The organism is Citrobacter sp. Ct235 (genome assembly GCF_030332305.1).
GTDB classification, from domain to species: Bacteria; Pseudomonadota; Gammaproteobacteria; order Enterobacterales; family Enterobacteriaceae; genus Citrobacter_A; species Citrobacter_A telavivensis.
Map to the genome: position 1 here is coordinate 875,096 of NZ_JAOWIC010000049.1, position 26,243 is coordinate 901,338.

The 26,243-nt window shown below is 53.2% G+C and carries 26 protein-coding genes; 13 read left to right on the forward strand and 13 right to left on the reverse strand.

The features are described from left to right. Positions 1-111: 111 nt before the first annotated feature. The 9 genes from OGY35_RS21235 (at position 112) to osmB (ending at position 9,766) form a co-directional block, all read left to right on the forward strand. Complete coding sequence (locus OGY35_RS21235; RefSeq protein WP_286633389.1) at positions 112-750, forward strand: helix-turn-helix domain-containing protein; 639 nt, start codon at positions 112-114, stop codon at positions 748-750. 77 nt (positions 751-827) lie between these two features. Next, the gene (locus OGY35_RS21240) at positions 828-1,454 is read left to right on the forward strand and encodes a winged helix-turn-helix transcriptional regulator (protein ID WP_286633390.1); all 627 of its coding nucleotides are present in this window, start codon (positions 828-830) and stop codon (positions 1,452-1,454) included. 226 nt (positions 1,455-1,680) lie between these two features. Continuing rightward, positions 1,681-2,469, forward strand: coding sequence for an enoyl-ACP reductase FabI (gene fabI / locus OGY35_RS21245; protein WP_046481005.1), 789 nt, complete (start codon positions 1,681-1,683; stop codon positions 2,467-2,469). 200 nt (positions 2,470-2,669) lie between these two features. After that, complete coding sequence (locus OGY35_RS21250) at positions 2,670-3,809, forward strand: CMD domain-containing protein (RefSeq protein ID WP_286633393.1); 1,140 nt, start codon at positions 2,670-2,672, stop codon at positions 3,807-3,809. 89 nt (positions 3,810-3,898) lie between these two features. Beyond that, a complete protein-coding gene (locus OGY35_RS21255) occupies positions 3,899-5,833 on the forward strand; it encodes an exoribonuclease II (RefSeq protein ID WP_286633394.1) in 1,935 nt (644 codons plus the stop codon). 247 nt (positions 5,834-6,080) lie between these two features. Then, positions 6,081-8,075, forward strand: coding sequence for a cyclic di-GMP phosphodiesterase (gene pdeR / locus OGY35_RS21260; RefSeq protein ID WP_152404394.1), 1,995 nt, complete (start codon positions 6,081-6,083; stop codon positions 8,073-8,075). A 182-nt stretch (positions 8,076-8,257) separates the two neighbouring features. Next, entirely contained in the window at positions 8,258-8,440 is a 183-nt protein-coding gene (locus tag OGY35_RS21265; RefSeq protein ID WP_286633395.1) for a YciZ family protein, read from the forward strand. A gap of 99 nt (positions 8,441-8,539) precedes the next feature. Continuing rightward, positions 8,540-9,289 (forward strand): DNA-binding transcriptional regulator YciT, encoded by a 750-nt coding sequence (gene yciT / locus OGY35_RS21270; RefSeq protein WP_286633396.1) that lies wholly within the window; start codon positions 8,540-8,542, stop codon positions 9,287-9,289. 258 nt (positions 9,290-9,547) lie between these two features. Then, a complete protein-coding gene (osmB, locus tag OGY35_RS21275) occupies positions 9,548-9,766 on the forward strand; it encodes an osmotically-inducible lipoprotein OsmB (protein WP_042318738.1) in 219 nt (72 codons plus the stop codon). Between the two features lie 123 nt (positions 9,767-9,889). Here osmB and yciH read toward each other — a convergent pair whose 3' ends face one another. From yciH to pgpB, 5 genes are all read right to left on the reverse strand, one after another. Further along, on the reverse strand, positions 9,890-10,216 hold the full coding sequence (gene yciH, locus OGY35_RS21280) for a stress response translation initiation inhibitor YciH (RefSeq protein ID WP_286633397.1): 327 nt from the start codon (positions 10,214-10,216) through the stop codon (positions 9,890-9,892). Then, on the reverse strand, positions 10,216-10,953 hold the full coding sequence (pyrF, locus tag OGY35_RS21285) for an orotidine-5'-phosphate decarboxylase (RefSeq protein ID WP_286633398.1): 738 nt from the start codon (positions 10,951-10,953) through the stop codon (positions 10,216-10,218). The genes yciH and pyrF overlap by 1 nt, the downstream gene beginning before the upstream one ends. A 174-nt stretch (positions 10,954-11,127) precedes the next feature. After that, a complete protein-coding gene (gene lapB, locus OGY35_RS21290; protein WP_286633399.1) occupies positions 11,128-12,297 on the reverse strand; it encodes a lipopolysaccharide assembly protein LapB in 1,170 nt (389 codons plus the stop codon). A 6-nt stretch (positions 12,298-12,303) separates the two neighbouring features. Beyond that, positions 12,304-12,612, reverse strand: a complete 309-nt coding sequence (gene lapA / locus OGY35_RS21295) for a lipopolysaccharide assembly protein LapA (RefSeq protein WP_152404382.1) — start codon at positions 12,610-12,612, stop codon at positions 12,304-12,306. A 150-nt stretch (positions 12,613-12,762) separates the two neighbouring features. Beyond that, positions 12,763-13,527, reverse strand: a complete 765-nt coding sequence (gene pgpB / locus OGY35_RS21300; protein WP_286633400.1) for a phosphatidylglycerophosphatase B — start codon at positions 13,525-13,527, stop codon at positions 12,763-12,765. Between the two features lie 196 nt (positions 13,528-13,723). On the opposite strand from pgpB, the gene ribA reads away from it, so the two are divergent. After that, a complete protein-coding gene (gene ribA, locus OGY35_RS21305) occupies positions 13,724-14,314 on the forward strand; it encodes a GTP cyclohydrolase II (RefSeq protein WP_042318727.1) in 591 nt (196 codons plus the stop codon). Between the two features lie 71 nt (positions 14,315-14,385). On the opposite strand, the gene acnA is transcribed toward ribA, so the two are convergent. From acnA to topA, 6 genes are all read right to left on the reverse strand, one after another. Continuing rightward, positions 14,386-17,061 (reverse strand): aconitate hydratase AcnA, encoded by a 2,676-nt coding sequence (gene acnA / locus OGY35_RS21310; protein WP_286633402.1) that lies wholly within the window; start codon positions 17,059-17,061, stop codon positions 14,386-14,388. 207 nt (positions 17,062-17,268) lie between these two features. Next, positions 17,269-17,364 (reverse strand): small membrane protein YmiC, encoded by a 96-nt coding sequence (ymiC, locus tag OGY35_RS21315; RefSeq protein ID WP_286633404.1) that lies wholly within the window; start codon positions 17,362-17,364, stop codon positions 17,269-17,271. 128 nt (positions 17,365-17,492) lie between these two features. Next, positions 17,493-17,744: a YciX family protein gene (locus OGY35_RS21320; RefSeq protein WP_502872710.1), complete on the reverse strand. Its 252-nt coding sequence runs from the start codon at positions 17,742-17,744 to the stop codon at positions 17,493-17,495. Continuing rightward, positions 17,669-17,830 (reverse strand): YmiA family putative membrane protein, encoded by a 162-nt coding sequence (locus tag OGY35_RS21325; protein ID WP_502872711.1) that lies wholly within the window; start codon positions 17,828-17,830, stop codon positions 17,669-17,671. The genes OGY35_RS21320 and OGY35_RS21325 overlap by 76 nt, the downstream gene beginning before the upstream one ends. A 299-nt stretch (positions 17,831-18,129) precedes the next feature. After that, positions 18,130-19,104, reverse strand: coding sequence for an HTH-type transcriptional regulator CysB (gene cysB / locus OGY35_RS21330; protein ID WP_152404376.1), 975 nt, complete (start codon positions 19,102-19,104; stop codon positions 18,130-18,132). 216 nt (positions 19,105-19,320) lie between these two features. Further along, positions 19,321-21,918, reverse strand: a complete 2,598-nt coding sequence (gene topA / locus OGY35_RS21335; RefSeq protein ID WP_286633407.1) for a type I DNA topoisomerase — start codon at positions 21,916-21,918, stop codon at positions 19,321-19,323. Between the two features lie 395 nt (positions 21,919-22,313). Here topA and OGY35_RS21340 point away from each other — a divergent pair, with 395 nt between their 5' ends. Next, a complete protein-coding gene (locus OGY35_RS21340; protein ID WP_042318668.1) occupies positions 22,314-22,565 on the forward strand; it encodes a YciN family protein in 252 nt (83 codons plus the stop codon). 49 nt (positions 22,566-22,614) lie between these two features. On the opposite strand, the gene sohB is transcribed toward OGY35_RS21340, so the two are convergent. Next, positions 22,615-23,661: a protease SohB gene (sohB, locus tag OGY35_RS21345; RefSeq protein WP_152404373.1), complete on the reverse strand. Its 1,047-nt coding sequence runs from the start codon at positions 23,659-23,661 to the stop codon at positions 22,615-22,617. Positions 23,662-23,875: 214 nt separating this feature from the next. Here sohB and OGY35_RS21350 point away from each other — a divergent pair, with 214 nt between their 5' ends. Beyond that, positions 23,876-24,637, forward strand: a complete 762-nt coding sequence (locus tag OGY35_RS21350; protein WP_178827583.1) for a YciK family oxidoreductase — start codon at positions 23,876-23,878, stop codon at positions 24,635-24,637. After that, positions 24,634-25,224, forward strand: coding sequence for a cob(I)yrinic acid a,c-diamide adenosyltransferase (cobO, locus tag OGY35_RS21355; RefSeq protein ID WP_195293726.1), 591 nt, complete (start codon positions 24,634-24,636; stop codon positions 25,222-25,224). The genes OGY35_RS21350 and cobO overlap by 4 nt, the downstream gene beginning before the upstream one ends. Before the next feature lie 84 nt (positions 25,225-25,308). Here cobO and rluB read toward each other — a convergent pair whose 3' ends face one another. Continuing rightward, on the reverse strand, positions 25,309-26,184 hold the full coding sequence (gene rluB / locus OGY35_RS21360) for a 23S rRNA pseudouridine(2605) synthase RluB (protein ID WP_043000531.1): 876 nt from the start codon (positions 26,182-26,184) through the stop codon (positions 25,309-25,311). Positions 26,185-26,243: the final 59 nt, after the last annotated feature.

The following is a 26,243-nucleotide window of genomic DNA, read 5'->3' on the forward strand; positions in this document are numbered from 1 at the left end:
TGCAATATTTTTTGTGGTGTAATTTTAGACACTTATTCAGGCTCCAATTGCAGGCATCAATAAGTCATAATCCAGGAGTTATTATTTTCATTATCAGGATTCAGCTTCACTATGTCAGATTCACCGACTATTGGTATTTTCTTGCATGAAAATAAGCCTGAACAATCCTTCCGGCAATTGCTTACTGCACTGACAGCTCAGGCGACCCCTCTGCTGACACACAAGGGTACGTTACTGCCGTATGCAATTGATGGAATAAATTACTGTTACTTGCTGCATAAAGGACATGTGGTAATCAACCGTACAAAAGATGGATTATCGTTAAACGCTGAAACCGCTCCTTTTATCTTTGGTTTTAGCATGTTGAGTGACACATTAACATTATGCACATCAACAGATGCGGTCCTGAGCCGGATCCCGCTGGATCTGGCCATGGATATTATTCAGCAGCATGGGCTATGGGAGTCACTTTCCCATGTCATGGTGCATATTTCATCCCGCATTTTTGCGCATTGCACGCGCTTGTCTCAACCGGGGGCTTACGGCGTCATACGTTATCTCCTGTTTGAACTTTCACTGGAGTCAGAAGCATCCAGAAAATCGGAACCGGTGGTGCGTTACATTCAAAGCCGCTGTTTCCTGTCACGCAGCAGGATTATGGCTGTCCTTTCAGCCCTACGCCAGGGGAGTTACATTGAAATAAGCAATGGAAAATTGCTTTCAATCAACCACTTACCGGTAAAATTTTGAGTTAAAGCTTTGTTGTCACGTTTTTCACTCTTTGTCTATAGTTATCAAAGAGACACGTTATTCGGTATAACTACTTTATGGATGAAAAAGTATTAACTCCACTGACACTCAATACGCCCTCCCCATGGTCAAAAACGTTGGTCGAGGCGTTACAGCCCTTCGCCACGACGCAGTCATATCGAAAAGGGATCCGCCTTGATTTTGTCGAGACCGATGAACCGCTTTGTCGATTAATTATCAATGGTTCCGTTGAGGTACACCGCACTGCTGATCATCTGCTCATGGTGCGCGTCCCGGCACCCCGTATTCTGGGTCTTGGCATCAGCGGCTGCTATATTGTTACCGCGGAACCCTGCAAAATTGCGACCCTGACTTTAGAAGAGGCGCATCAGCACATTCAGGAACTGGGTTTGTGGGAAGTACTGGCTAAACATATGGTTGTCGTGAGCAGTAAACTGTTTTTTTACAGTCGGCAATTGAGTGCCCCCACCGCCTATGAAGTGATTTGCTGCCAATTAATTGAATTAATGCACGAACCGGAATCCTTACGTAAAACGCTTTCCGTTGAGCGCTTCATTCGTGACAGGACCCATCTTTCTCGCAGCAGCATCATGAAAATCCTTGCCGACCTCAAGTTGGGTGGTTATATCAGCATTGAAAATGGACGACTGATGGCTATCCATCACTTGCCGCAAAAGTATTGATTAAATGAGGTTGGATCAGTACAGACAGCGACTGCTGATATAATAGAAAAGTGCTGGTTTTCTGCTCCGTGACGCGAACCACTTTCAGCACTATGTAAAAATCACGTGACAATTCAGGCGTATAGTGGGCTATAATTTCAGCCTGCTATCTCTTTTATTCTGGCTACATTCGTCATAACCGAATGAATATAAAGCTAAAATAAGCAATGACATAAGGATTTAAGCTATGGGTTTTCTTTCCGGTAAGCGTATTCTGGTGACCGGTCTTGCCAGCAAACTTTCTATCGCCTACGGTATCGCGCAGGCGATGCACCGCGAAGGCGCGGAACTGGCATTCACCTACCAGAACGACAAACTGAAAGGCCGCGTGGAAGAATTTGCTGCTCAGCTGGGTTCAAACATCGTTCTGCAGTGCGATGTGGCAGAAGATGAAAGCATCGACACCATGTTCGCAGAGTTGGCCAAAGCCTGGCCGAAATTTGACGGTTTCGTTCACTCTATCGGCTTTGCTCCTGGCGACCAACTGGACGGTGACTATGTGAACGCGGTCACCCGCGAAGGTTTTAAAATCGCTCACGACATCAGCTCCTACAGCTTTGTGGCGATGGCGAAAGCCTGCCGTTCTATGCTGAACCCGGGCTCTGCCCTGCTGACGCTTTCTTACCTGGGCGCTGAGCGCGCGATCCCGAACTACAACGTGATGGGTCTGGCAAAAGCGTCTCTGGAAGCAAACGTCCGTTATATGGCGAACGCGATGGGTCCGGAAGGGGTACGTGTTAACGCTATCTCTGCGGGTCCAATCCGTACGCTGGCGGCTTCCGGCATTAAAGATTTCCGTAAGATGCTGGCACACTGCGAAGCAGTCACCCCGATTCGTCGCACTGTGACCATCGAAGATGTGGGCAACTCTGCGGCGTTCCTGTGCTCCGATCTGTCTGGCGGTATCTCCGGTGAAGTGGTTCATGTCGACGGCGGCTTTAGCATCGCTGCAATGAACGAACTGGAACTGAAATAATCGTTCCGACTTCCCCTGTGGGCGGCGCCCTGCCGCCCATGTTCTAAAACCTTCCCCGCAATATAGCTTTTTGATCTTTGTTATCACGCAACAATCTTTCATCCCTTCCCCCGCTTACGCCAGGATAAAGCAGCGAAAACGATCCGGCGTGATTCGACGACGACGTGTCCGGGTCGCCACATACAGACCAAGGAACGCCCATGGAACAACGCCGATTCAACGGCAAAAGCCACTGGTATCATGAAACCCAGTCCAGCACCGGCCCGCAGGACGTGTTACCGCTGGTGCCCGAAGCCGCACACGTTGACGATCGCTTTCTGCTGGATTTGGTGATCCCCGAAGACGCGCTTATTCCCTTTCAGTCCTGGCTGCAACCGGCACGCCAGTTAGCTCACGAACTGTTCCCTGACACCGTTTTACTGAACCGCCTGCATACCTTTAGCGCTTATGAACGCATGAGTACCGCGTTAACGGTCGCCCAGGTGTACGGTGTGCAGCGACTCTGCAACCATTATGCGGCCCGTCTGACGCCGCTTCCCGGCCCAGATTCGTCACGTGAAAGTAATCACCGACTGGCGCAGATTACCCAGTACGCGCGCCAGCTTGCCAGTTCGCCCTCGGTGATTGATAACCGCGCACGCCAGCATCTACGCGACGTGGGTCTCTCCGCCTGGGATATCGCGCTGATAAACCAAATCATCGGCTATATCGGTTTTCAGGCGCGCGTCATCGCCACGTTTCAGGCCTGGCTTGGACAACCGGTGCGTTGGGTGCCGGGCCTGGACACGCAGTCATTCGCCGATGTCGCCCCATTTCTGCAGCCCGACGCGACCTGGCATTCGGCGCACGAGCAGGTCGAACTGCGCTACGCAACGGCGGAACAGCTTGAGTGTCTGTCGCGCTATCAGCCCGTCGCCTACCTTCAACACATCGCCCCCAATCTGGTTCATCAACCGACGCTGCTCGCCCTGCTTGGCTCCTTACTGAAGAGCACATTGTCTGTTGAGTCCCCCGCGCACGGTTTCACCACGCTGCTGACGTCACGAATTAACGGCAGTGCAAGCTGCTTTAACCAACATGCGACAGCATCAGAAGTCGCCGAATCACTACGGCAGAACGAACATGAGATTGAGCGGCGGGAACGGCAACAGCCGCTTGAGCGCCCGTTGTTCCAGGCGATACAATGGCTGACGCGCGCGCCCGATCGTTTCAGTGCCGCACAGTTCACCCCGCTCAGCGAGTACTGTACGTCCGTCGAACAGGCAATCAATCTGTTGGCCTGGTCGGGTTTGTGCGGATGGATAAATCGTCTGAAAATCGCGCTGGGCGAGACGCGTTAACCCCCTCATTGCCATAAAGAGCACTTGCCGCATCAGGTACTTTCGCGTAAAACTGTCAGCCGCTCTTATGGCCACGAAAATAGACAAATATGTTTCAGGACAACCCGCTGCTAGCGCAGCTTAAACAGCAACTGCATTCCCAGACGCCACGTGCCGAAGGGGTGGTAAAAGCCACGGAAAAGGGCTTTGGCTTCCTGGAAGTCGATGCGCAAAAAAGTTATTTCATCCCACCGCCGCAGATGAAAAAAGTGATGCATGGCGACCGAATCATCGCCGTCATCCACACTGAAAAAGATCGTGAATCTGCGGAGCCGGAAGAACTGGTTGAGCCGTTCCTGACCCGTTTTGTCGGTAAAGTGCAGGGTAAGAACGATCGCCTGTCCATCGTGCCGGATCATCCGCTGTTAAAAGACGCTATCCCCTGCCGCGCCGCGCGCGGTGTGGAACATGAATTTAAAGAGGGTGACTGGGCCGTTGCTGAAATGCGCCGTCATCCACTCAAAGGCGACCGCACCTTCTACGCCGAATTAACCCAGTTCATCACTTTCGCTGACGACCACTTCGTACCGTGGTGGGTCACCCTGGCACGTCACAATCTTGAAAAAGAAGCGCCAGACGGCGTGGCGACGGAAATGCTGGATGAAGGTCTGGAACGCCAGGATCTTACCGCGCTGAATTTTGTCACCATCGACAGTGCCAGCACTGAAGATATGGACGATGCGCTGTATGCCGAAGAACTGACCGACGGCAAGCTACAGCTGACCGTAGCGATTGCCGATCCTACCGCCTGGATAGCCGAAGGCAGCAAGCTGGATAACGCCGCGAAAATCCGTGCGTTCACCAACTATTTGCCGGGCTTCAACATTCCAATGCTGCCGCGCGAACTGTCTGACGATCTCTGCTCGCTGCGCGCCAATGAAGTGCGCCCGGTGCTCGCCTGTCGCATGACCATTGCCGCGGATGGCGCCATTGAAGATGACATCACGTTCTTCGCCGCCACGATTGAGTCGAAAGCAAAACTGGCTTACGACAACGTCTCTGACTGGCTGGAAAATAGCGGTAGCTGGCAGCCTGAGCGCGAAGAAATCGCACAGCAGATTCGCCTGCTGCAACGTATCTGCCTGAACCGCGGCGAGTGGCGCCATCACCATGCGCTGGTGTTTAAAGATCGCCCTGACTACCGCTTCATTCTCGGCGACAAAGGCGAAGTGCTCGATATCGTCGCGGAACCGCGCCGTATCGCGAACCGGATTGTCGAAGAGTCAATGATTGCCGCCAACATCTGCGCCGCACGCGTGCTGCGCGACAAACTCGGCTTTGGCATTTACAACGTTCACCTGGGCTTTGATCCGGCCAATGCTGATGCGCTGGCGGCGCTGCTGCAATCCCACGGCATGCATGTGGACGCCGAAGAGGTATTGACCCTCGAAGGCTTCTGCAAACTGCGTCGTGAACTGGATGCGCAACCGTCGGGTTTCCTCGACAGCCGTATTCGTCGCTTCCAGTCCTTTGCGGAAATCAGCACCGAGCCGGGGCCGCACTTCGGGCTGGGTCTGGAGGCTTACGCCACCTGGACTTCACCGATTCGTAAGTATGGCGATATGATCAACCATCGCCTGCTTAAAGCAGTCATCAAAGGTGAAAGTATTAGCCGTCCGCAGGAAGAGGTAACCGTACAGATGGCAGAACGCCGTCGCCTGAACCGTATGGCGGAACGCGATGTTGGTGACTGGTTGTATGCCCGTTTCCTCAGCGATAAGGCCGGTACGGATACCCGCTTCTCGGCGGAGATCATCGATGTCAGCCGTGGCGGGATGCGTGTACGCCTGGTGGATAACGGCGCGGTTGCTTTTATCCCCGCGCCATTCCTGCACGCGGTGCGTGACGAACTGGTGTGCAGCCAGGAAAACGGCACTATCCAGATCAAAGGCGAAACCGTCTATAAAGTGACCGATGTGATTGATGTCACCATCGCCGAAGTGCGGATGGAAACCCGTAGCATCATCGCCCGTCCAGCCGCCTGATAACCGGCTCTGTAACGGCCTTTTTCTTTTCAGGAAAGGCCGTTTCTTTTCCCCAAATCCCTATTCTCTCACTACACTCTGACTGTCAGCCGGATATATTTTCAACCGCGCCTATGCTTTTTCCCGGATCTGAATTACAAATAAATACATAAACAAAACAAGATGTTCAGCCATCATGAATTTAACTGAACGGTAGCTGCCCCTTCCATTGAGGGTTGTTCGCGCTTTAAACGGGAGGGTGTTCATTATGAAAGACATTCTGGAGTCCGCAACGTTGTATAGCTATATGGGCACTCACACGCCTTACTGGCGTTTGTCAGAAGATTCCAACACCCTGCATTTGTCCGTCACCGAAGCGACCGACCGTACGGAAAGCGTTGAACTTGCGCCCGAGCAAGCCGAACGGATCCGCGAAATGACCGTTATCACATCCAGCCTGATGATGACGCTCCCCTTTGACAACAACGATATCCCGGTGCATCTGGTGGGCCGTAAAATCAGCAAGCATGAATGGGCGGGCAGCGCATCGGCCTGGCACGATACCCCTTCCGTGGCGCGCGATCTGGTCAAAGGGCTGTCGTTTGCTGAACAGGTGGTGTCTGAAGCCAACTCTGCCATTGTGATCCTCGACAGCCGGGGCAACATTCAGCGCTTCAACCGCCTGTGTGAAGAGTACACCGGGCTGAAAGAGCAAGAAGTGATTGGGCAGAGCGTCTTCAAACTCTTTATGAGTCGTCGGGAGGCAGCCGCCTCTCGTCGCAACATCAGCGGTTTCTTTCGCAACGGCAATTCGTATGAAGTTGAACTCTGGGTACAGACCCGCAAGGGCCAGCGCCTGTTTCTGTTTCGCAATAAGTTTGTCCACAGCGGCAGCGGGAAGAATGAAATCTATCTGATCTGCTCCGGCACTGACATTACGGAAGAACGGCGCGCGCAGGAACGATTACGCGTGCTGGCGAATACCGACACGATTACCGGTTTGCCAAACCGCAATGCTATTCATGAGCTGATCAATGACGCCATCGATCAGGCGGTTGGAGACAGCCAGGTGGGCATTGTCTATCTCGACCTGGATAATTTCAAAAAGGTGAATGATGCCTATGGTCACATGTTTGGTGATCAGCTTTTACAGGCGGTGTCATTAGCGCTTCTGAGTTGTCTGGATGAAAATCAAGTGCTGGCCCGCCTCGGCGGTGATGAGTTTATTGTACTCGCCAGCCAGACGTCGCAGAGCTCGCTTGAGGCGGTCGCCTCGCGGATCCTCACCCGATTGCGCCAGCCCTTCCGTATCGGCCTGATAGAAGTCTATACGGGCTGTTCTGTCGGTATCGCGTTGGCGCCTCAGCACGGTGAGAGCAGCGGCGACCTGATCCGCAATGCCGATACCGCGATGTACACCGTAAAAGAAGGCGGACGCGGCCAGTTCTGCGTCTTCTCGCCGGAGATGAACGAGCGGGTATTCGAATACCTGTGGCTGGACACTAACCTGCGTAAAGCGCTGGAAAACGATCAGTTGCTGATTCACTATCAGCCGAAAGTGACCTGGCGAGGCGAAGTCCGCAGCCTTGAGGCGCTGGTGCGCTGGCAGTCCCCTGAACGCGGGCTAATCCCGCCGCTGGAGTTCATCTCTTACGCCGAGGAGTCCGGGCTGATTGTGCCACTCGGCCGCTGGGTGATCCTCGACGTTGTGCGCCAGGTCGCGAAATGGCGTGATAAAGGCATCAACCTGCGCGTGGCGGTTAACATTTCTGCCCGCCAACTGGCCGACCAGACGATATTCACCGATCTGAAGCGAGTGTTGCACGAGCTCAATTTTGAATATTGTCCTATCGATGTCGAACTGACGGAGAGCTGTCTGATTGAAAACGAAGCGCTTGCGCTGTCCGTCATTCAGCAGTTTAGCCAGCTCGGTGCCCAGGTGCATCTGGATGACTTTGGCACCGGCTATTCCTCGCTTTCGCAGCTGACGCGTTTTCCGATTGATGCCATTAAGCTGGATCAGATTTTTGTTCGCGACATTCACAAGAAATCGGTATCGCAGTCGATGGTCCGTGCGATTGTCGCCGTGGCGCAGGCGTTGAATCTACAGGTGATTGCCGAAGGCGTGGAGAGCGCCAAAGAGGATGCTTTTTTGACGAAAAACGGCGTTAATGAGCGACAGGGCTTTTTATTTGCCAAACCAATGCCTGCCACCGTGTTTGAGCGCTGGTACAAACGTTATCTCAATAAGAAAAAGCGTTAAACGGGCAAAATGATCGCCTGAGCGAAACGGAAAGTTTCGCTTTTTGCCTTCTACATATCTGTATGTATTCGCAGAACATATGATATTCCCTAAAGGTTCTGGCGAGGCCGAATTTTCCCTTCTCTTTTGCCGTCATTTTTTGCATCATTAACTTCTCTCATTATTTGACAAAGGATCCCCCCATGTCTGATATCGATGCTAAGCGGGTTGCCGAGCGTATTGATACCGTGCTTGATATCCTGGTGGCCGGTGATGTCCACTCCGCCATCCATAATCTCGAAATTCTGAAGGCGGAATTGTTGAGTCAGGTACAGGATGAGGCCGTATCATTGACGAAGAAACCCCGGGCCCCGTGGGAGATCTGATTTTTTCGCGCACGGTTTGCGGCCGTGTGCCGCCTGGATGTGGCACCGCCGCATGTGTTTAATCTTCGCGGTATGATTACCGCTATAAAAATTAGAGCTATGAACTCCCGACAACAAAAAATTTTGCAAATGGTCATTGATAAAGGTCAGATGAGCGTCTCTGAACTGGCCAAAATCACTGGCGTTTCCGAAGTCACCATCCGACAGGATCTGAACACCCTGGAGAAGCAGAGCTTTCTACGCCGTGCGCACGGTTTCGCCGTTTCGCTGGATAGCGAAGACGTGGAAACCCGGATGATGACCAACTACACCCTGAAGCGTCAGCTCGCGGAATTCGCGGCATCGCTGGTTAACCCTGGCGAGTCGGTGTTCATTGAAAATGGCAGCAGCAATGCCCTGTTGGCAAGAACGCTGGCGGAACAGAAAGACGTCACCATCATCACGGTCAGTAGTTACATTGCGCACCTGTTGAAAGCGACTCCCTGTGAAGTGATCCTGCTCGGCGGTATTTATCAGAAAAAAAGCGAAAGCATGGTGGGACCACTTACCCGTCAGTTCATCCAGCAGGTTCATTTCAGTAAGGCGTTTATTGGCATTGATGGCTGGCAAACCGAAACGGGCTTCACGGGTCGCGACATGATGCGGGCTGATGTGGTCAATGCTGTGCTGGAGAAAGGTTCGGAAGCCATTGTTCTGACCGACAGTTCTAAATTTGGCGCGGTCCATCCGTACACGCTGGGCCCTATTGAGCGGTTTAGCCGCGTGATCACCGATGCCAGAATCAGCGCCAGCGACCGTAAGCTGATGGAACATCGTGGCCTGACCGTTAATATCGTCGACGCTGAGTAAAATATTCGCAAATGATTTGCGCTGTGCAGATCATTTGCGCTCTGAGACTATTCTGACTCCTGAATTAAGACTATTTACCTGTTGTTCACAGGCGAAAGTCGTAAAATTAATAGTAGCGATATAACAGGAAGTGACTATCACCTGCGTGATATTACCCTGCGCAATAAGGTTTCACGGATGCTCTCTTTAATGACAGATATTTTAACTATAGTTAAAGAGAGCTTACTTCCGTGAATCGTTAATTCAGGAGAAAGTATTATGTTTGTAACGAGCAAAAAAATGACCGCCGCTGTGCTGGCGATTGCCCTGGCAATGTCTCTGAGCGCCTGCTCTAACTGGTCTAAACGTGACCGTAACACCGCCATTGGTGCGGGTGCAGGTGCATTAGGTGGTGCAGTCTTAACAGATGGCAGCACGCTGGGTACGCTGGGTGGTGCCGCTGTCGGTGGTATTATCGGCCACCAGGTAGGTAAATAATCGTAAATAATCTACGGTTGTCCGGCTCGATATAATAATACGATTATTTTTTTCTGGTCTGCACTACACAATTTATTTAGCAGTAGAAATTAAAGCCACGATATTTATATCGTGGCTTTTTCATCAACCGCCCGCCATTTTCACTTTCAGGCCTTTGGCTTCCAGCAACGACTTAATTAAATCGCGCTTGTCACCCTGAATTTCAATTACGCCGTCTTTTACTGCTCCGCCGCAGCCACATTTTTTCTTCAGCTCCGCAGCCAGTTTGTTGAGTTCGCCGTCATCCAGATCAACGCCGGTAATCAGGCAGACGCCCTTCCCTTTACGACCGCTGGTCTGGCGCTGGATACGGACAATTCCATCGCCTTTCGGACGTTCAGGTGCGGCTTTGGGTTCATCAATCCGCCCGCTTTCAGTCGAATAAACCAGACGGCTGTTCGAATTGCTCATTACGCCTCCCGCTTCAGTGACGCGTTTATTGCCTTCAGCGTCTGCGCCGGATCGTCAGACTGCGTCACCGGACGCCCGATGACCATATAATCCACTCCCGCCTTCAGCGCCTGCTCAGGGGTCATAATCCGCCGCTGATCGCCGGCAGCACTGCCCTGCGGGCGAATACCCGGGGTGACCAGTTTAAAATGACGACCAAACGCCTGCTTAAAGCGTACCGCTTCCTGGGCTGAGCAGACCACGCCATCCAGACCACATTTTTGCGTTAATGCCGCCAGTCTCTCGGCATGCTCAGCAGGTGACAGTGTCACACCAATATCGGCTAAGTCGCTGGCTTCCATGCTGGTCAACACAGTGACCGCGATTAATAGCGGCGCATCCTTACCAAACGGCAGCAGAGCTTCACGAGCTGCGGTCATCATTCTCGCCCCGCCCGACGCATGGACATTGACCATCCAGACGCCAAGATCCGCGGCGGCAGCTACCGCGTGGGCTGCGGTATTCGGGATATCATGGAATTTCAGATCCAAAAAAATATCAAAGCCACGTTGCTGGAGATCGCGAACCAGCTGAGGTCCGAACAGCGTGAACATCTCTTTGCCAACTTTCAGACGGCAATCGCGCGGGTCGATTCGGTCAACAAACGCCAGAGCGTCATCGCGGTTATTATAATCGAGAGCAACAACGACAGGAGAATCGGTAGCAGCGCGGGGAGAAGATGAAGCAGTTAACGTCATAACCAGGCCTTCTTGCTAAGGGGCAAATGGGTAAACGGCGTGCATTCTACCTGTCAGGCGCAAAAAATAACAGACGCGATTACACCTCTGCCAGGCGATGTGGCACAAATGCCAGAGTGAAATTGTGGATAAAACCATTAGTATGTTGTAACTAAATAACGATCTTTTTAAAAATTACAGTCCATCAAGTCCGCGAATTGGCTTAATCGTTGACCAGGCGCGGCAGGAAGGACAATGCCAGTACAGCGTGTAGGCGGTGAAACCGCATTTAGAGCAGCGGTAGCGTGGTTTGCTGCGCACCTGTTCGCCCACCATATCACGCAGCACCATCAGACTCTCTTTCGCACGGCCCTCTTCGGCTTCGTTAAGGTGATAATCCATCAGCTTATGGAAAACACGCATCGTCGGATGGCGCTGGAGCTGGCGGGTGATATAGACCTGTGCAGTCTCCGTCCCTTCGCGAGCCTCAAGAATATCGGCCAGCATCAGTTCTGCGGCAGCGCCGGTATTTTCTTCTACCGCGCGGCGCAGGAATTCTGCCCATTCATCATTTTTGCCTAACTGTTGGTAGCAGGTCTGGAGCATTTCCAGCGTTTCGCTAACCAGTTCTTTATCCTGGGAAATCACCCGCTGGAGACATTCAACAGCCTTCGCATAATCGCCCTTCGCCATCCAGACACGGCCCATCATGATAGAGACCCTGGCGCTATTTTTATCCGCCGCGGCCCCTTTTTTCAGCAGCGTCATGGCGCGATCCATGTCGTCGCTCCCCATCTGCTGCAGCGCCAGTTCACAGTAAAAATGGGCGATTTCGATACGCTGCTTGTCTTTGCCCAGTTTGACCAGTCTTTCGGCAACCTCAATGGCCTTTTGCCAGTCGCTGGTCGCCTGATAGATCTGCAACAGTTGCTGCAACGCGCCTACGCGAAAATCAGTTTCATCGGTAAGCTGATTGAACATATCCTCCGCCCGGTCATACAAACCAGCGGCCATGTAATCACGGCCTAACTGCTGAACCGCCAGCAGTCGCTGTTCATAGGTCAGCGAAGCGCTTTCCATGAGGGTTTGGTGAATACGGATGGCGCGGTCAACTTCGCCGCGAGAACGAAACAGGTTTCCGAGGGTGAGATGAGCCTCAACGGTGCCGGTATCCTCTTTCAACATATCGAGGAACAGATCCACCGCTTTATCTTGTTGGTTGCTCAGGAGGAAGTTAACGCCCGCGACATAATCGCGGGAAAGGCGGTTAGCTTCATCCTGTTTTGTTTGTTGCGCACTTCTGCGACCCATATACCAGCCATAGGCGGCAGCAACAGGTAAAAGCAGAAACAACAACTCCAGCATAAACGGTTATTCCTTCGCGACCGACGTACCAGGCGTCACCACAACGTCGGTCGCAGGCGAGAGCTGGTTTTCCAGTCGTTTAATTTTACGTTCAGCACGCACCAGAGAAACACGAACCCGCAGCCAGAAAAGACCGCAGATCAACCAACCAATGGCGAAACCTGCAGCGAACAAAACGGCCAGCAAGGTTGAGATACGATACTCGCCCTGAGCCAACAGATAATTAAACGTCACCTGTTGATCGTTCTGCGCACCCAATGTTACCGAGATAACAAATATCGCCAACACCAGTAAGAAAATGAGTAAATATTTCACATTACTTCCCGTTATGTGGTTTAAGCGAATAAATCGTGTTCAACTTACCGCATTTAGCCTTTTAAATTACCATTTTCACGGCGTCTGCGAAATGGGAAAGCAGTCGGCTATCGGATGATTTAAGGGCAAACCGGGTAAAATCAACCCCGGTCAGCCGTTTTGCTCGCGTTCGACAATCTCCTGCCTTTCTTCCGGCGGCGGCGTGAGCGGCCCGCAGAACCGCTGCGCAAGCCAGGTCGCCAGCGTTACCAGCGCCCAGGAGATCAGCGTCGCGACCACCAGATCGCGCGGCCAGTGCATGCCCAACAGCATACGACTGCCCATGACGCCCGTCGCCCACACCAGCAAAAGGGCAATCGTCATTGTCCGCCGGCGCGGCCACAATAACCCCACGGCGAGCAGCGCCCAGCTTGCGGCAAACATCGTGTGACCGGACGGAAACGCAAACCCGGTCTCTTTTTGCCAGTGCTGGCGTAAAAACAGCGGAATATCCTGCTGGGTTGAGAGTTGCGCCTTCACCAGGTCACTGCGATCCTTACGTTTTAAAGTGTAGAACTCATCAACCGGGATATGATGCGTTTTTTCCAGCCATATCACGAAAGGACGAGGTTCCTGTACCTGGTCCTTAACCCACGACTTGACGCCCTGACCCATCAGGATAGCACCCGCCAGAATGGTAAAAAGCATCACGGCTGCTTTAAGGCGAAAGCGTAAGCACCAGAGGAACCAGCCGCAAAGAATGACATGCGTGATAATGCCCCACGGTTGGGTGACCGTTTCCGTTATCCAGTACATCACTTTTAGCCATCCGGAATCCTGACCCGGTTGCCAGCGCCAGCCGGACACCCACACGGCAACGGGCATAATCAGCAATAATCCCGCACCAGCCGCAGTACGCTTTGCAATCGACAGCATGTATACCTCTTTGACGGATAAGTGCCACAATCATAACCGAAAAATCCTCTGTTCGGGGAAATTGACAGATTTGTGCCATTCGCATGACGATTGGGCGGCAGCGATTAGGTGAAGTCCGTTGCCTTATGGCAAAATAAGAAGATAAGCCAACAGGCAACGGCACTACATCGCGTGCCGGCATTATCTGGAGAAACACATGCAGCTTAAACGAGTGGCAGAAGCCAAACTGCCAACCCCATGGGGCGATTTCCTGATGGTGGGATTTGAAGAACTGGCAACCGGGCACGATCACGTCGCGTTAGTGTATGGCGATATTTCTGGTCAGACGCCGGTTCTGGCCCGTGTCCATTCAGAATGTCTGACGGGCGATGCCCTGTTCAGTCTGCGCTGCGACTGTGGTTTTCAGCTGGAAGCCGCCCTGACGCATATCGCGGAAGAAGGACGCGGAATTCTGCTTTATCATCGTCAGGAAGGACGTAACATTGGCCTGCTCAATAAGATTCGCGCCTACGCGTTGCAGGACCAGGGCTACGACACCGTAGAGGCCAATCATCAGTTGGGTTTTGCCGCAGATGAACGTGATTTCACCCTCTGCGCCGATATGTTCAAGCTGCTGGGCGTTGATGAAGTGCGTCTGCTCACCAATAACCCGAAGAAAGTCGAAATTCTCAGTGAAGCGGGAATTAATATTGTGGAGCGGGTCCCGCTGATTGTTGGCCGTAATCCCAATAATGAACATTATCTGGATACCAAAGCCGCCAAGATGGGCCACCTGTTGAGTAAATAAGCAATACGAATACGTTAAAAGCAATGCATTAAAAAAGCCTGCATCGTGTCATGCAGGCTTTTTTTTATCGCTTACTTCAGCATATTGCGAATCACATAATGCAAGATACCGTCGTTCTGGTAGTAGGTTAACTCGGTCGCCGTATCGATACGACAGCGGCACTGCACCACCGCTTTGTGCCCGTCAGCCCGGGTTAACGTCACCGGCACCGTCGCGCCAGGTTTCAGTTTTTGCAGATCGGCAATGTCGATTGCCTCTTCCCCTGTCAGCCCCAGTGTTTTTCGCGTCACACCCTGCGGAAATTCCAGAGGCAGGATACCCATCCCAATCAGGTTAGAGCGGTGGATTCGTTCGAACGACTCCGCGATGACCACGCGAATGCCCAGCAGTCGCGGCCCTTTAGCAGCCCAGTCACGACTGGAACCCGAACCGTACTCTTTGCCGGCAATCACCGCCAGCGGAATGTTCTCCTGCTGATACTGCATTGCCGCGTCATAGATAGACAGCACCTCCGTGCCGGGAAGATGCCGCGTCATTCCCCCTTCCACACCCGGCACCATTTCGTTACGGATGCGAATGTTGGCGAACGTGCCGCGCATCATCACCTCATGATTCCCACGTCGTGAGCCATAGGAGTTAAAGTCTTTGCGCTCCACGCCACGGCTTTGCAGATAACGCCCGGCAGGACTGTCGGCCTTAATGCTCCCGGCTGGGGAAATGTGGTCGGTGGTCACCGAATCCCCCAGCATCGCCAGAATGCGCGCGCCGTGAATATCGGTCACCGGTGCGGGCTGCGCCTGCATCTCGTCAAAGAACGGCGACAGGCGAATGTAGGTCGAATCGTTTTGCCAGCCGTAGGTGTCTGAGCGGTCAACGTTGATCGCTTTCCACTCTGGCGTCCCTTCGAACACTTCCGCATATTCTTTGTGGAACATCTCTGAGGAGACCAACGCCACCGCACGGGCAATTTCCTGCGCCGACGGCCAGATATCTTTCAGGTAGACCGGATCGCCTTTGCGGTCATGACCGAGCGGATCTTTCGCCAGGTTGATGTTCATGTTGCCCGCGAGGGCATAGGCGACCACCAGCGGCGGAGACGCCAGCCAGTTGGTTTTCACCAGCGGGTGGATACGACCTTCAAAGTTACGGTTGCCTGACAGCACGGCGCCAACGGTAAGATCGCCCTTCTTAATCGCGGTTTCGATAGGTTCCGGCAGCGGCCCTGAGTTACCAATACAGGTCGTGCAGCCATATCCCACCAGGTTAAAACCCAGTTCATCGAGATACGGCGTCAGTTTCGCCTTGGCCAGATAATCCGACACCACTTTCGACCCCGGTGCCAGCGAGGCTTTCACCCACGGCTGACGTTTCAGTCCCAACGTCACCGCGTTTTTCGCCAACAGACCCGCCGCCATCAGCACGCTCGGGTTAGAGGTGTTGGTGCAGGACGTTATCGCCGAAATCACCACAGCCCCGTCAGGGAGTTGGTATGACTGGCCGTTCAGCACGTACTCCACCGGTTGACGATCTTTCTGCGCGGTGTTCAGTTCCAGCTCACTGCTGGCGGCAAAGGCTTTCGGCACATCGCCCAGCGCGACGCGATCCTGCGGACGTTTCGGTCCGGCAAGGCTCGCCTCGACATCATTCATATCCAGCGCCAGGGTACTGGTGAAGACCGGTTCATCGCCGGGGTTACGCCACATGCCCTGCACTTTCGCGTATTTCTCAACCAGTTCGATTTGATCTTCACTGCGCCCGCTCAAGCGCATGTAGTCTAACGTCACGCTGTCGATCGGGAAGAAGCCGCAGGTCGCGCCATACTCCGGCGACATATTGGCGATGGTGGCGCGGTCAGCCAACGGTAAGGAGTCCAGGCCGTCGCCATAAAATTCGACAAATTTTCCGACCACGCCGTGCTTACGCAGCATCTGAGTGACGGTCAACACGAGATCCGTTGCGGTAATCCCCTCACGCAGTTTTCCGGTCAGTTTGAAGCCCACCACATCCGGGATCAGCATCGAAACCGGTTGTCCCAGCATCGCCGCTTCAGCCTCTATACCGCCCACGCCCCAGCCCAGAACGCCCAGACCGTTAATCATGGTGGTGTGTGAGTCAGTGCCGACCAGCGTATCCGGATAAGCCAGCCATTCACCGTCCTGCAACTCGCTCCAGACCGCTTTGCCGAGGTATTCCAGGTTAACCTGGTGGCAAATGCCGGTTCCCGGCGGCACGACGCTAAAGCGACTGAAGGCCTGCTGGCCCCATTTCAGGAACACATAGCGCTCGTGGTTACGCTCCATTTCGAGGCGCACGTTCTCTTCGAACGCATCGTCATCGCCAAAATGGTCAACGGTCACGGAGTGGTCAATAACCAGATCCACCGGCGACAGAGGGTTCACCTTCGCGGTATCGCCGCCCAGGCGTTTCACCGCTTCGCGCATCGCGGCGAGATCCACCACCGCCGGAACGCCGGTAAAGTCCTGCATCAACACGCGTGCAGGACGGTAGGCAATCTCGCGATCGGCATGGGCGCTCTTTAGCCACCCTGCCAGCGCCAGGATATCCTCTTGTGTGACGGAATCGCCGTCCTGCCAACGCAACAGGTTTTCCAGTAAGACTTTCAGTGATTTGGGCAGACGGGTGATATCGCCCAGAGATTTCGCAGCCAGCGGCAGACTGTAGTAGTGGTAGGTTTTGTCTTTGGCCTGCAGTGTGTCCTTACTGGCTTCTCGTAGGGTTGACGACATAGCTCCTCCTTAATGACAGGGTTGCGATGCCCTGATTCTCTTCAGGGTGAATATTAAAGATAACACAAACACACTGTAACGTTTTGATAACAACCCGAATTGATAAAAGAGGAGAAACCGAACAATGGGTACAGAGGGTACAGACGCGAGGACGAACGAGTATATGAAAGAGAGAAAACGAAAACCTCGCCGCAGCGAGGTTTGAGATTAATTCATCACGATCCAGAACAGTTCAGCCCAAAAGAGCAGCGAGACGGAAAATGCGCCCATCCAGGACCAGTATTTCATATTTGCACTAAGCATCGGCTACACCCGTTTTTGTTTAATACATTGTGTTGAGACTTTCTCAACTATTTATTGCTGTGGTGTATATGTAAAAGCGTACCGCAATAATTTGTCAGTACAAAAAACGGTAATAAGAATGGGGACGATTATTGTTTCTGTTGTTCGTCTTCGTCGAATAACGCAATAAATGCTTGCTGTTGTTGAGTCAACTTCCAGTTTTCGGGAACCGTTTTCACGCACGCGCCTTTTTTCGTTTCTCGCACCGTGTCACCAGAGTGACATGTGGGTAAAGACGTCTGTTGTGAGTCGTGAACAACCATGTTTACCCCCAGGCATTCCAGATCAACAGTGCAGTCACGACCCAAAACAGCGCTGAGCCCAGGAAAACCGCAAGCCATGCTTTGCGTTTCATCTCAGGGTCCCGACGTGGTTCCTGGTTTTCAGACGGCATTGCTAACCTCATACAATCGACATCACTTATCATTTAGGCACCAACAATCGGTACAATTAATCATCAGATGAGACAAATCCTAATGAAACTTTAGTCAAAAATCCAGTGAATTTACGAATCGTTTCCAGTGAATAAATCAATCTTTTGATCGAAAATAAATATTTGGAATAGGAAATTTGCGAGGCGGGGAATAAGACACTACTTTACGACTGATTATCCATAACTCCCGTGTGGATATTATTATTGCGTCAGCCTTAATAAACAGAATTGTGATTTAATTAAAACTTTCGGTATCCCCTGCGAACAAAAGATACCGACAGTTTCTGTGGCAATTACTTTTCAGGCAATTTTATATCTTTAAACATCTCTTCAATTTCTTCATTCGAGCGCAATGCCACGGCGGTATCCACCACGTCACGCGTCAAATGCGGTGCGAAACGTTGAATGAAATCATACATGTAACTGCGCAGGAACGTGCTGCGACGGAAACCGATTTTGGTCGTGCTGTGGCTGAAGACATCGTGCGCATCCACGCGAACCAGATCCGGGTCCGACAGTGGATCAACCGCCATGCTGGCGATCACCCCTACCCCTAAGCCTAAACGCACGTAGGTTTTGATCACATCCGCATCAGTCGCCGTGAAAACAATACGTGGTGTCAGCCCTGCGCGGTTAAAGGCGGTATCCAGTTCGGAACGACCGGTAAAGCCAAAGGTGTACGTCACCAACGGATACTGCGCCAGTTCTTCAATGGACACTGAGGCTTTATTGGCGAGCGGATGTTCGGGCGTCACCACAATCGAGCGATTCCAGTGATAGCATGGCAGCATCACCAGATCGTCATACAGATGCAGCGCTTCCGTAGCGATGGCAAAATCGGCATTACCTTTCGAAACCGCCTCAGCAATCTGCGTCGGCGATCCCTGGTGCATATGCAACGACACGCGCGGATAGCGCTCTATAAAACCTTTAATCACGTTCGGCAACGCATAACGTGCCTGGGTATGTGTTGTCGCGATATAGAGTGAGCCCTTATCCGGCCAGGTATGCTCACCGGCAACCGACTTTATCGCATCCACTTTGGAGAGCACTTCGCGCGCAATGCGGATTATCTCCTGGCCTGCTGGCGTCACCTGAGTCAGATGCTTACCGCTACGGGCAAAAATCTGGATGCCAAGTTCATCTTCCAGCATGCGGACCTGCTTACTGATACCCGGCTGCGAGGTATAAAGTCCTTCCGCGGTGGAGGAGACGTTAAGGTTGTGGTTAACCACCTCAACGATGTAGCGAAGCTGCTGTAATTTCATGTTAAACCATCCAGATTAGCGCCATCAGGTCATCGTTTCAGAGCAGGCTGAGGGGCGCTGCTAATACGATTTAATAATAAAAAAGCCATTAACTATAACCACTATATCATTAATAGCCGGACTGTATAGGGATGACTAAAAAATAATAAGCCCGCAATAAAAACAAAAAAAGGGCCGCTTACGCGACCCTCTTCACAACGACAGAACCGTGGGCGATTACTTCTTGCCTTCAACCCATTTGCCATCAACAAAGAAGGCTGACCAGCCGGTCGCTTTCCCGTCCTTTTCAGCAGCAACATACTGCTGCCTGGTCTTACGGCTAAAACGCACCAGCGTTTTATTGCCTTCAGGATCCTGCTGAGGCGCATCGGCCAGATAACGCAGTTTTTCCGGCAGGCGGTCACGGAAGCGGAACAACTCTTCCACCAGCGGCGCACGCGTTTCACGGGATTTCGGGAAGGTATTGGCGGCCAGGAACACCCCGGCGGCACCATCACGCAGCACGAAATACGCATCCGATTTTTCACACGGCAACTCTGGCAGCGGAACCGGATCTTCTTTCGGCGGCGCAACCTCACCGTTACGCAGGATTTTACGGGTGTTTTTGCACTCGTCGTTGGTACAGGCCATGTACTTACCGAAACGCCCCATCTTCAGGTGCATCTCAGAACCACATTTTTCGCACTCGACGATCGGACCGTCATACCCTTTGATGCGGAATTCACCCTCTTCGATCTCGTAGCCGTCGCAGGTCGGGTTATTACCACAGACGTGCAGCTTACGCTTCGGATCGATCAGGTAGCTGTCCATCGCCGTGCCGCACTTCTGACAACGACGCTTGGCGCGCAGGGCATTGGTTTCCGCGTCATCACCTTCCAGCACGTTCAGGACTTCGTTTTCCGGCACCAGATTAATGGTGGTTTTGCAGCGCTCTTTCGGCGACAGCGCATAGCCGGAGCAACCGAGGAACACGCCGGTACTGGCGGTACGAATCCCCATTTTGCGCCCGCAGGTTGGGCAGTCGATGCTGGTCAACACCATCTGGTTCGGACGCATCCCCCCTTCTTCCGGATCCTTCTCAGCTTTGTCCAGCTGCTGAGTAAAATCACTGAAGAAGTTGTCGAGCACGCCTTTCCATTCGGTTTCGTGATTCGCGACCTGGTCGAGGCTGTTTTCCATCTGCGCGGTGAAATCGTAGTTCATCAGCTCGCGGAAATTCTCTTCCAGGCGGTCGGTGACAATCTCACCCATTTTTTCCGCATAGAAGCGACGGTTTTCCACGCGCACATAGCCACGATCCTGGATGGTCGAAATGATCGACGCATAGGTCGACGGACGGCCAATTCCGCGTTTTTCCAGCTCTTTCACCAGTGAGGCTTCGCTGAAGCGCGCCGGTGGTTTGGTGAAGTGCTGAGCCGGGGTCAGTTCAACCAGAGACAGCGCATCGCCTTTATTGACTGCCGGCAGCGTCCGGTCTTCGTCACCTTTACGCAGCGCTGGCATCACCTTCGTCCAGCCGTCGAAGCGAAGAATACGACCGCGCGCCTTCAGACGGAAATCACCCGCGCCAACGGTCAGCGTGGTGGAGTCGTACTGCGCCGGCGTCATCTGACAGGCGACAAACTGACGCCAGATCAGTTGATACAGTTTCTGCGCATCGGCTTCCATATCCTTCAGCGTTTCCGCCAGCACGGAGACATCAGAAGGACGAATCGCTTCGTGCGCTTCCTGTGAGTTTTCTTTGCTGGCGTACTGATTCGGACTTTCTGGCAAATATTTCTTGCCAAAATTGTCGCCGATATAACCGCGCACCATGTTTACGGCGTCCTGACTCAGGTTGGTCGAGTCGGTACGCATATAAGTGATGTAGCCCGCTTCGTACAGACGCTGCGCCATCATCATGGTCTTTTTCACACCAAAACCGAGACGCGTACTGGCCGCCTGTTGCAGGGTTGAGGTGATAAACGGCGCGCCCGGCTTGCTGCTGGTCGGCTTGTCTTCACGTTCCAGAACGCTGTAGCGCGCTTTCTCCAGCAGGCTCACCGCCGCAAGCGTCTGCTCGCGATTCACCGGACGGAACGGCTTATCGTTCTGATGGGTCACCTGCAAGGGCAGCGCGTCGCCGGAAGGCGTAGTGGTGTTGGCGTCAATTTCCCAGAACTCTTCCGGAACAAACGCTTTAATTTCGCGCTCACGCTCAACGACCAGACGCACCGCCACGGACTGTACGCGACCAGCTGACAGGCCGCGGGCAATCTTCTTCCACAACAGCGGCGAGACCATATACCCCACCACGCGGTCCATAAAGCGACGCGCCTGCTGAGCGTTTACTCGATCAATGTTCAGTTCGCCCGGCTTTTCAAATGCCTGACGAATCGCATTCTTCGTAATTTCGTTAAACACCACGCGACTGTAACGCGACTCATCACCACCGATCACTTCCCGCAGGTGCCATGCAATGGCTTCCCCTTCGCGGTCAAGGTCGGTTGCGAGATAGATGTGGTCGGCTTTTTCAGCCAGTTGTTTCAGTTCAGAGACGACCTTCTCTTTACCGGGCAGCACCTCATAGTGCGCGTCCCAGTTGTGCCACGGATCAACACCCATACGGTTGACGAGCGCGCCACGTTCATCCTTTTTGGGCTTTTTAGCCGTTTTGGTGGAGGTAGAGTCGGCGCTCTTTTTAGCTGCTGAGCCACTGGTCGGCAAATCACGGATATGACCAACGCTGGACTTAACCACGTAGTCATTACCCAGATACTTGTTGATCGTTTTGGCTTTTGCCGGGGACTCAACGATGACAAGAGCTTTACCCATATTCACCTTTACCTAATTTGATTCTTCCAGGAATGCGTCGCACATTGATACACCATCTACAGACGACGAGCCACGGATATGGTCCCTGCGTCTGTGGATATCAACCCTTTGTACTGACTCTGTACACTAAATAGCCAGGTGACTGAGTTAACAGGTTTTTTCGCACAGAGGCGCTATAGCACGACGGAATTTCGGTCGAATGTCAAGCAAATCTGTTGCCTGGTTGACGAAAGCGTCACACTGTACCTGATAAAATTCGTTACGCAACTTTATTAGCATGCAAAAACAAATCCTGCCAGTCAGCAAAGGTTGACAACCCCCTGATCACGCTCAGGGAATATTTGCCCAAAAGAGTCGGTCGGCGTAGACTAATGTCCTTGTTTAAGGAGTAAAAAATGCGCAAAGAGACACAACCTATCGATCGCGAAACGCTGTTGATTGAAGCCAACAAAATCATTCGTGAGCATGAAGATACGCTGGCCGGCATTGTTGCCACCGGTGTAACCCAGCGAAATGGGGTGTTGGTCTTCAGTGGGGATTACTTTTTAGACGAGCAAGGTTTACCCACGCCAAAGAGCACTGCCGTGTTCAATATGTTTAAACATCTGGCGCATGTGCTTTCTGAAAAGTATCACCTGATCGATTAAAGCAAAAACGCGAGGCTTCAGGCCTCGCGTTTTTCGTTAATATGGCTTTTTACATCAGCGGTTTTTGTCCGCGCTGCCACCAGCGTAGTAGCAGACGGTCGGCACTTTCAGCGGCACTGCCGGTTACGCGATCCACCAGTTTCTTACGCTGCAGATAACGAACGTTAAACACCTCTCGCCCTTCCATTAATCCCAGGATCACCTCGTCGCTGGTATTTATCTCATCAATGAGTCCTTTGTCCAGCGCCTGCTGTCCATACCAGTGTTCACCGGTGGCGACCTGCTCAATGTCCAGAGTCGGACGCATACGATGAACAAAATCTTTAAACAGGAGATGGGTTTCGTTCAAATCCTCACGAAATTTCTGCCGCCCTTCTTCAGTGTTCTCACCCAACAGCGTCAGGGTCCGTTTGTACTGTCCGGCGGTATGCAACTCGATATCGATATCCTTTCCTTTCAGGAAGCGGTTAAAGTTGGGGATCTGCGCGACCACGCCAATTGAGCCGACAATCGCAAAGGGGGCCGAGACAATTTTGTCCGCCACGCAGGCCATCATGTAACCGCCACTCGCCGCGACCTTGTCCACCGTCACGGTCAGCGGGATGTTCTTATCGCGTAAGCGTTGCAGTTGTGATGCGGCGAGACCATAGCCGTGGACAACGCCGCCGGGACTTTCCAGACGCACCACCACCTGATCCTGCGGTTTCACCACCGCCAGAACGGCCGTCACCTCTTCACGCAGCGAACTGACTTCGTGGGCATCCATGCTGCCTTTGAAATCCAGCACCCAGACGCGCGGCTTATCCGACGTGTCGCTGTCGCCCTGCTTCGCTTTTACTTTGGCGGCTTTCGCTTCCAGCTTGTGCTTTTTCTTTTGTGCTTTATGCCAGAGCTTCTGTTGATGGCTATCCAGCAACGCCATCGCCAGTTCATCCTTCATCTCTTTATATTGTTCGCTGAGGTTGGTAACCCGCAGTTCGCCACGCTGGCGCTTACGTTGGGCAACATTCACGATAATGATGGCTATCGCCGCGATAGCCAGTACAACGGTGACGATTTTTGCTAAAAACAACCCATATTCAGACAACAATTCCACACGTTCCACCTTGGTTAAACAACTTAGCGTCGGCTCAGTGTACATCAGGCGTAATGCGTCGTCTCGCGGGATATGCGGATGGACAAAAGTATGACAAAGTGTTCATTTTAGGGCGTTATCGCCGTTGGCTGATTGAAATTGGGTCCTGTTTCAGGCATAAACCCGACACACCAACGAGAAGCAGAGCGACCAGGCATGTCGCCGAGGAGTCCCCATGCATTATCAACCGAAACAAGACCTTTTGCAGGATCGCATCATTCTGGTGACCGGCGCCAGCGATGGCATTGGCCGGGAAGCGGCTCTGACCTACGCCCGTTACGGTGCCAGCGTTATTTTGCTAGGCCGTAATGATGAGAAATTGCGCCACGTCGCCGAAATGATTGCCCAGCAAGCGGGGCGTCAGCCATCGTGGTTTACGCTTGATCTGTTAACCTGTACCGCTGATGATTGTCATCAACTGGCGCAGCGCGTCGCCGGACAGTATCCACGTCTGGACGGCGCCCTGCACAATGCCGGATTACTGGGCGACGTCTGCCCGATGATCGAGCAGGACCCGCAGGTCTGGCAACAGGTGATGCAGGTCAACGTCAACGCGACGTTTATGCTGACCCAGGCATTGCTTCCTTTATTACTTAAGTCAGATTCCGGATCGTTAGTCTTCACCTCCTCCAGCGTAGGCCAACAAGGCCGCGCCAACTGGGGAGCCTACGCGGCCTCTAAATTTGCCACCGAAGGAATGATGCAGGTGCTGGCGGACGAGTATCAAAACCGCCCGCTGCGCGTGAATTGCATCAACCCGGGCGGCACGCGTACCGGAATGCGCGCCAACGCCTTTCCGACGGAAGATCCGCAAAAGCTCAAAACACCCGCCGATATTATGCCGCTGTATCTGTGGCTAATGGGCGATGACAGCCGCCGCAAGACCGGCATGACCTTCGACGCCCAACCGGGCCGCAAACCAGGAATCGCCCAATGAGTGAAGAACGTTATCAACAGCGTCAGCAGCGCGTGAAGGACCGGGTTGATGCCCGGGTAGCCCAGGCTCAGGATGAGCGCGGTATCGTGATTGTTTTCACCGGCAACGGGAAAGGAAAAACCACCGCCGCCTTCGGCACGGCCACCCGCGCGGTGGGACACGGTAAAAAGGTCGGTGTCGTGCAGTTTATCAAGGGAACCTGGCCCAACGGCGAGCGTAACCTGCTGGAACCGCACGGCGTCGAATTTCAGGTGATGGCGACCGGGTTTACCTGGGAAACACAGAACCGCGAGGCCGACACGGCGGCCTGTCTGGCAGTATGGGAGCACGGCAAGCGAATGCTTGCCGACCCGCTACTGGACATGGTGGTGCTGGACGAGTTGACCTACATGGTGGCGTATGACTATCTGCCGCTTGAAGAGGTGATTAGCGCGTTGAATGCGCGACCGTCTCACCAGACGGTGATTATCACCGGTCGTGGCTGCCATCGGGATATTCTCGAGCTGGCCGATACCGTCAGTGAACTGCGTCCGGTCAAACATGCCTTTGAGGCAGGGGTCAAAGCCCAGATGGGTATCGACTACTGATCCAGGGCGGATAAGGCGCTTGCGGTGCCATCCGGCACCGCGCAATTGCCTGATGGCGCTACGCTTATCAGGCCTACAAAAGCGTTAACCGTTGTTATTGCGACCGCCAGCACGGCGACCGCCGCTCACCTGGCTGTGACGTTTCACCGCACGACGAATCTGATTCGCCTTCATGCGACGACGATCTTTCTCCACCGCCACTTTCGAGGTGGTTTCCGGCTCCAGTTCTACCAGTTCGCGCAGATAGTTGGTCTGCGCGAGATCCAGTTCCGTCCAGCCGCCGCGCGGCAGACCTTTCGGCAGCGGAATATCACCATAGCGCACGCGGATCAGGCGGCTTACCTGCACGCCAACGGCTTCCCACAGGCGACGCACTTCACGGTTGCGCCCTTCGGTCAGGGTGACGTTGTACCACTGGTTGATCCCTTCGCCACCGCTGAACTTGATGGTTTTAAACGCCGCCGGGCCATCTTCCAGTTGAACGCCACGGCTCAGATCGCGCAGTTTAGCGTCGTCGACCTGGCCAAAGACGCGCACCGCGTATTCACGTTCAACTTCACGGCTCGGGTGCATCAAACGGTTCGCCAGTTCACCATCGGTGGTGAACAACAGCAGACCGCAGGTATTGACGTCCAGACGCCCTACCGCAATCCAGCGCGCGCCGCGCAGTTTCGGTAAGCGATCGAAGACGGTAGGACGACCTTCCGGATCGTTACGCGTACACAGTTCGCCTTCCGGCTTGTAATAGGCCAGAACGCGACAAATTTGTTCCGCCGACTCTTTCACCGAAATCAGGTGACCGTCGATACGAATTTTCAGACCGGGCGTCACTTCAACGCGATCGCCAAGCGTGGCGATTTTGCCGTCTACACTGACGCGACCTGCTGCAATGATGGATTCAATTTCACGGCGGGAGCCGTGGCCAGCACGCGCCAGCACTTTCTGTAACTTTTCGCTCATAGAGCTTCCTTTAGCTGTCGCCTTCACAGGCGTCGAACAGGAGAATCAACGGCGCTTCT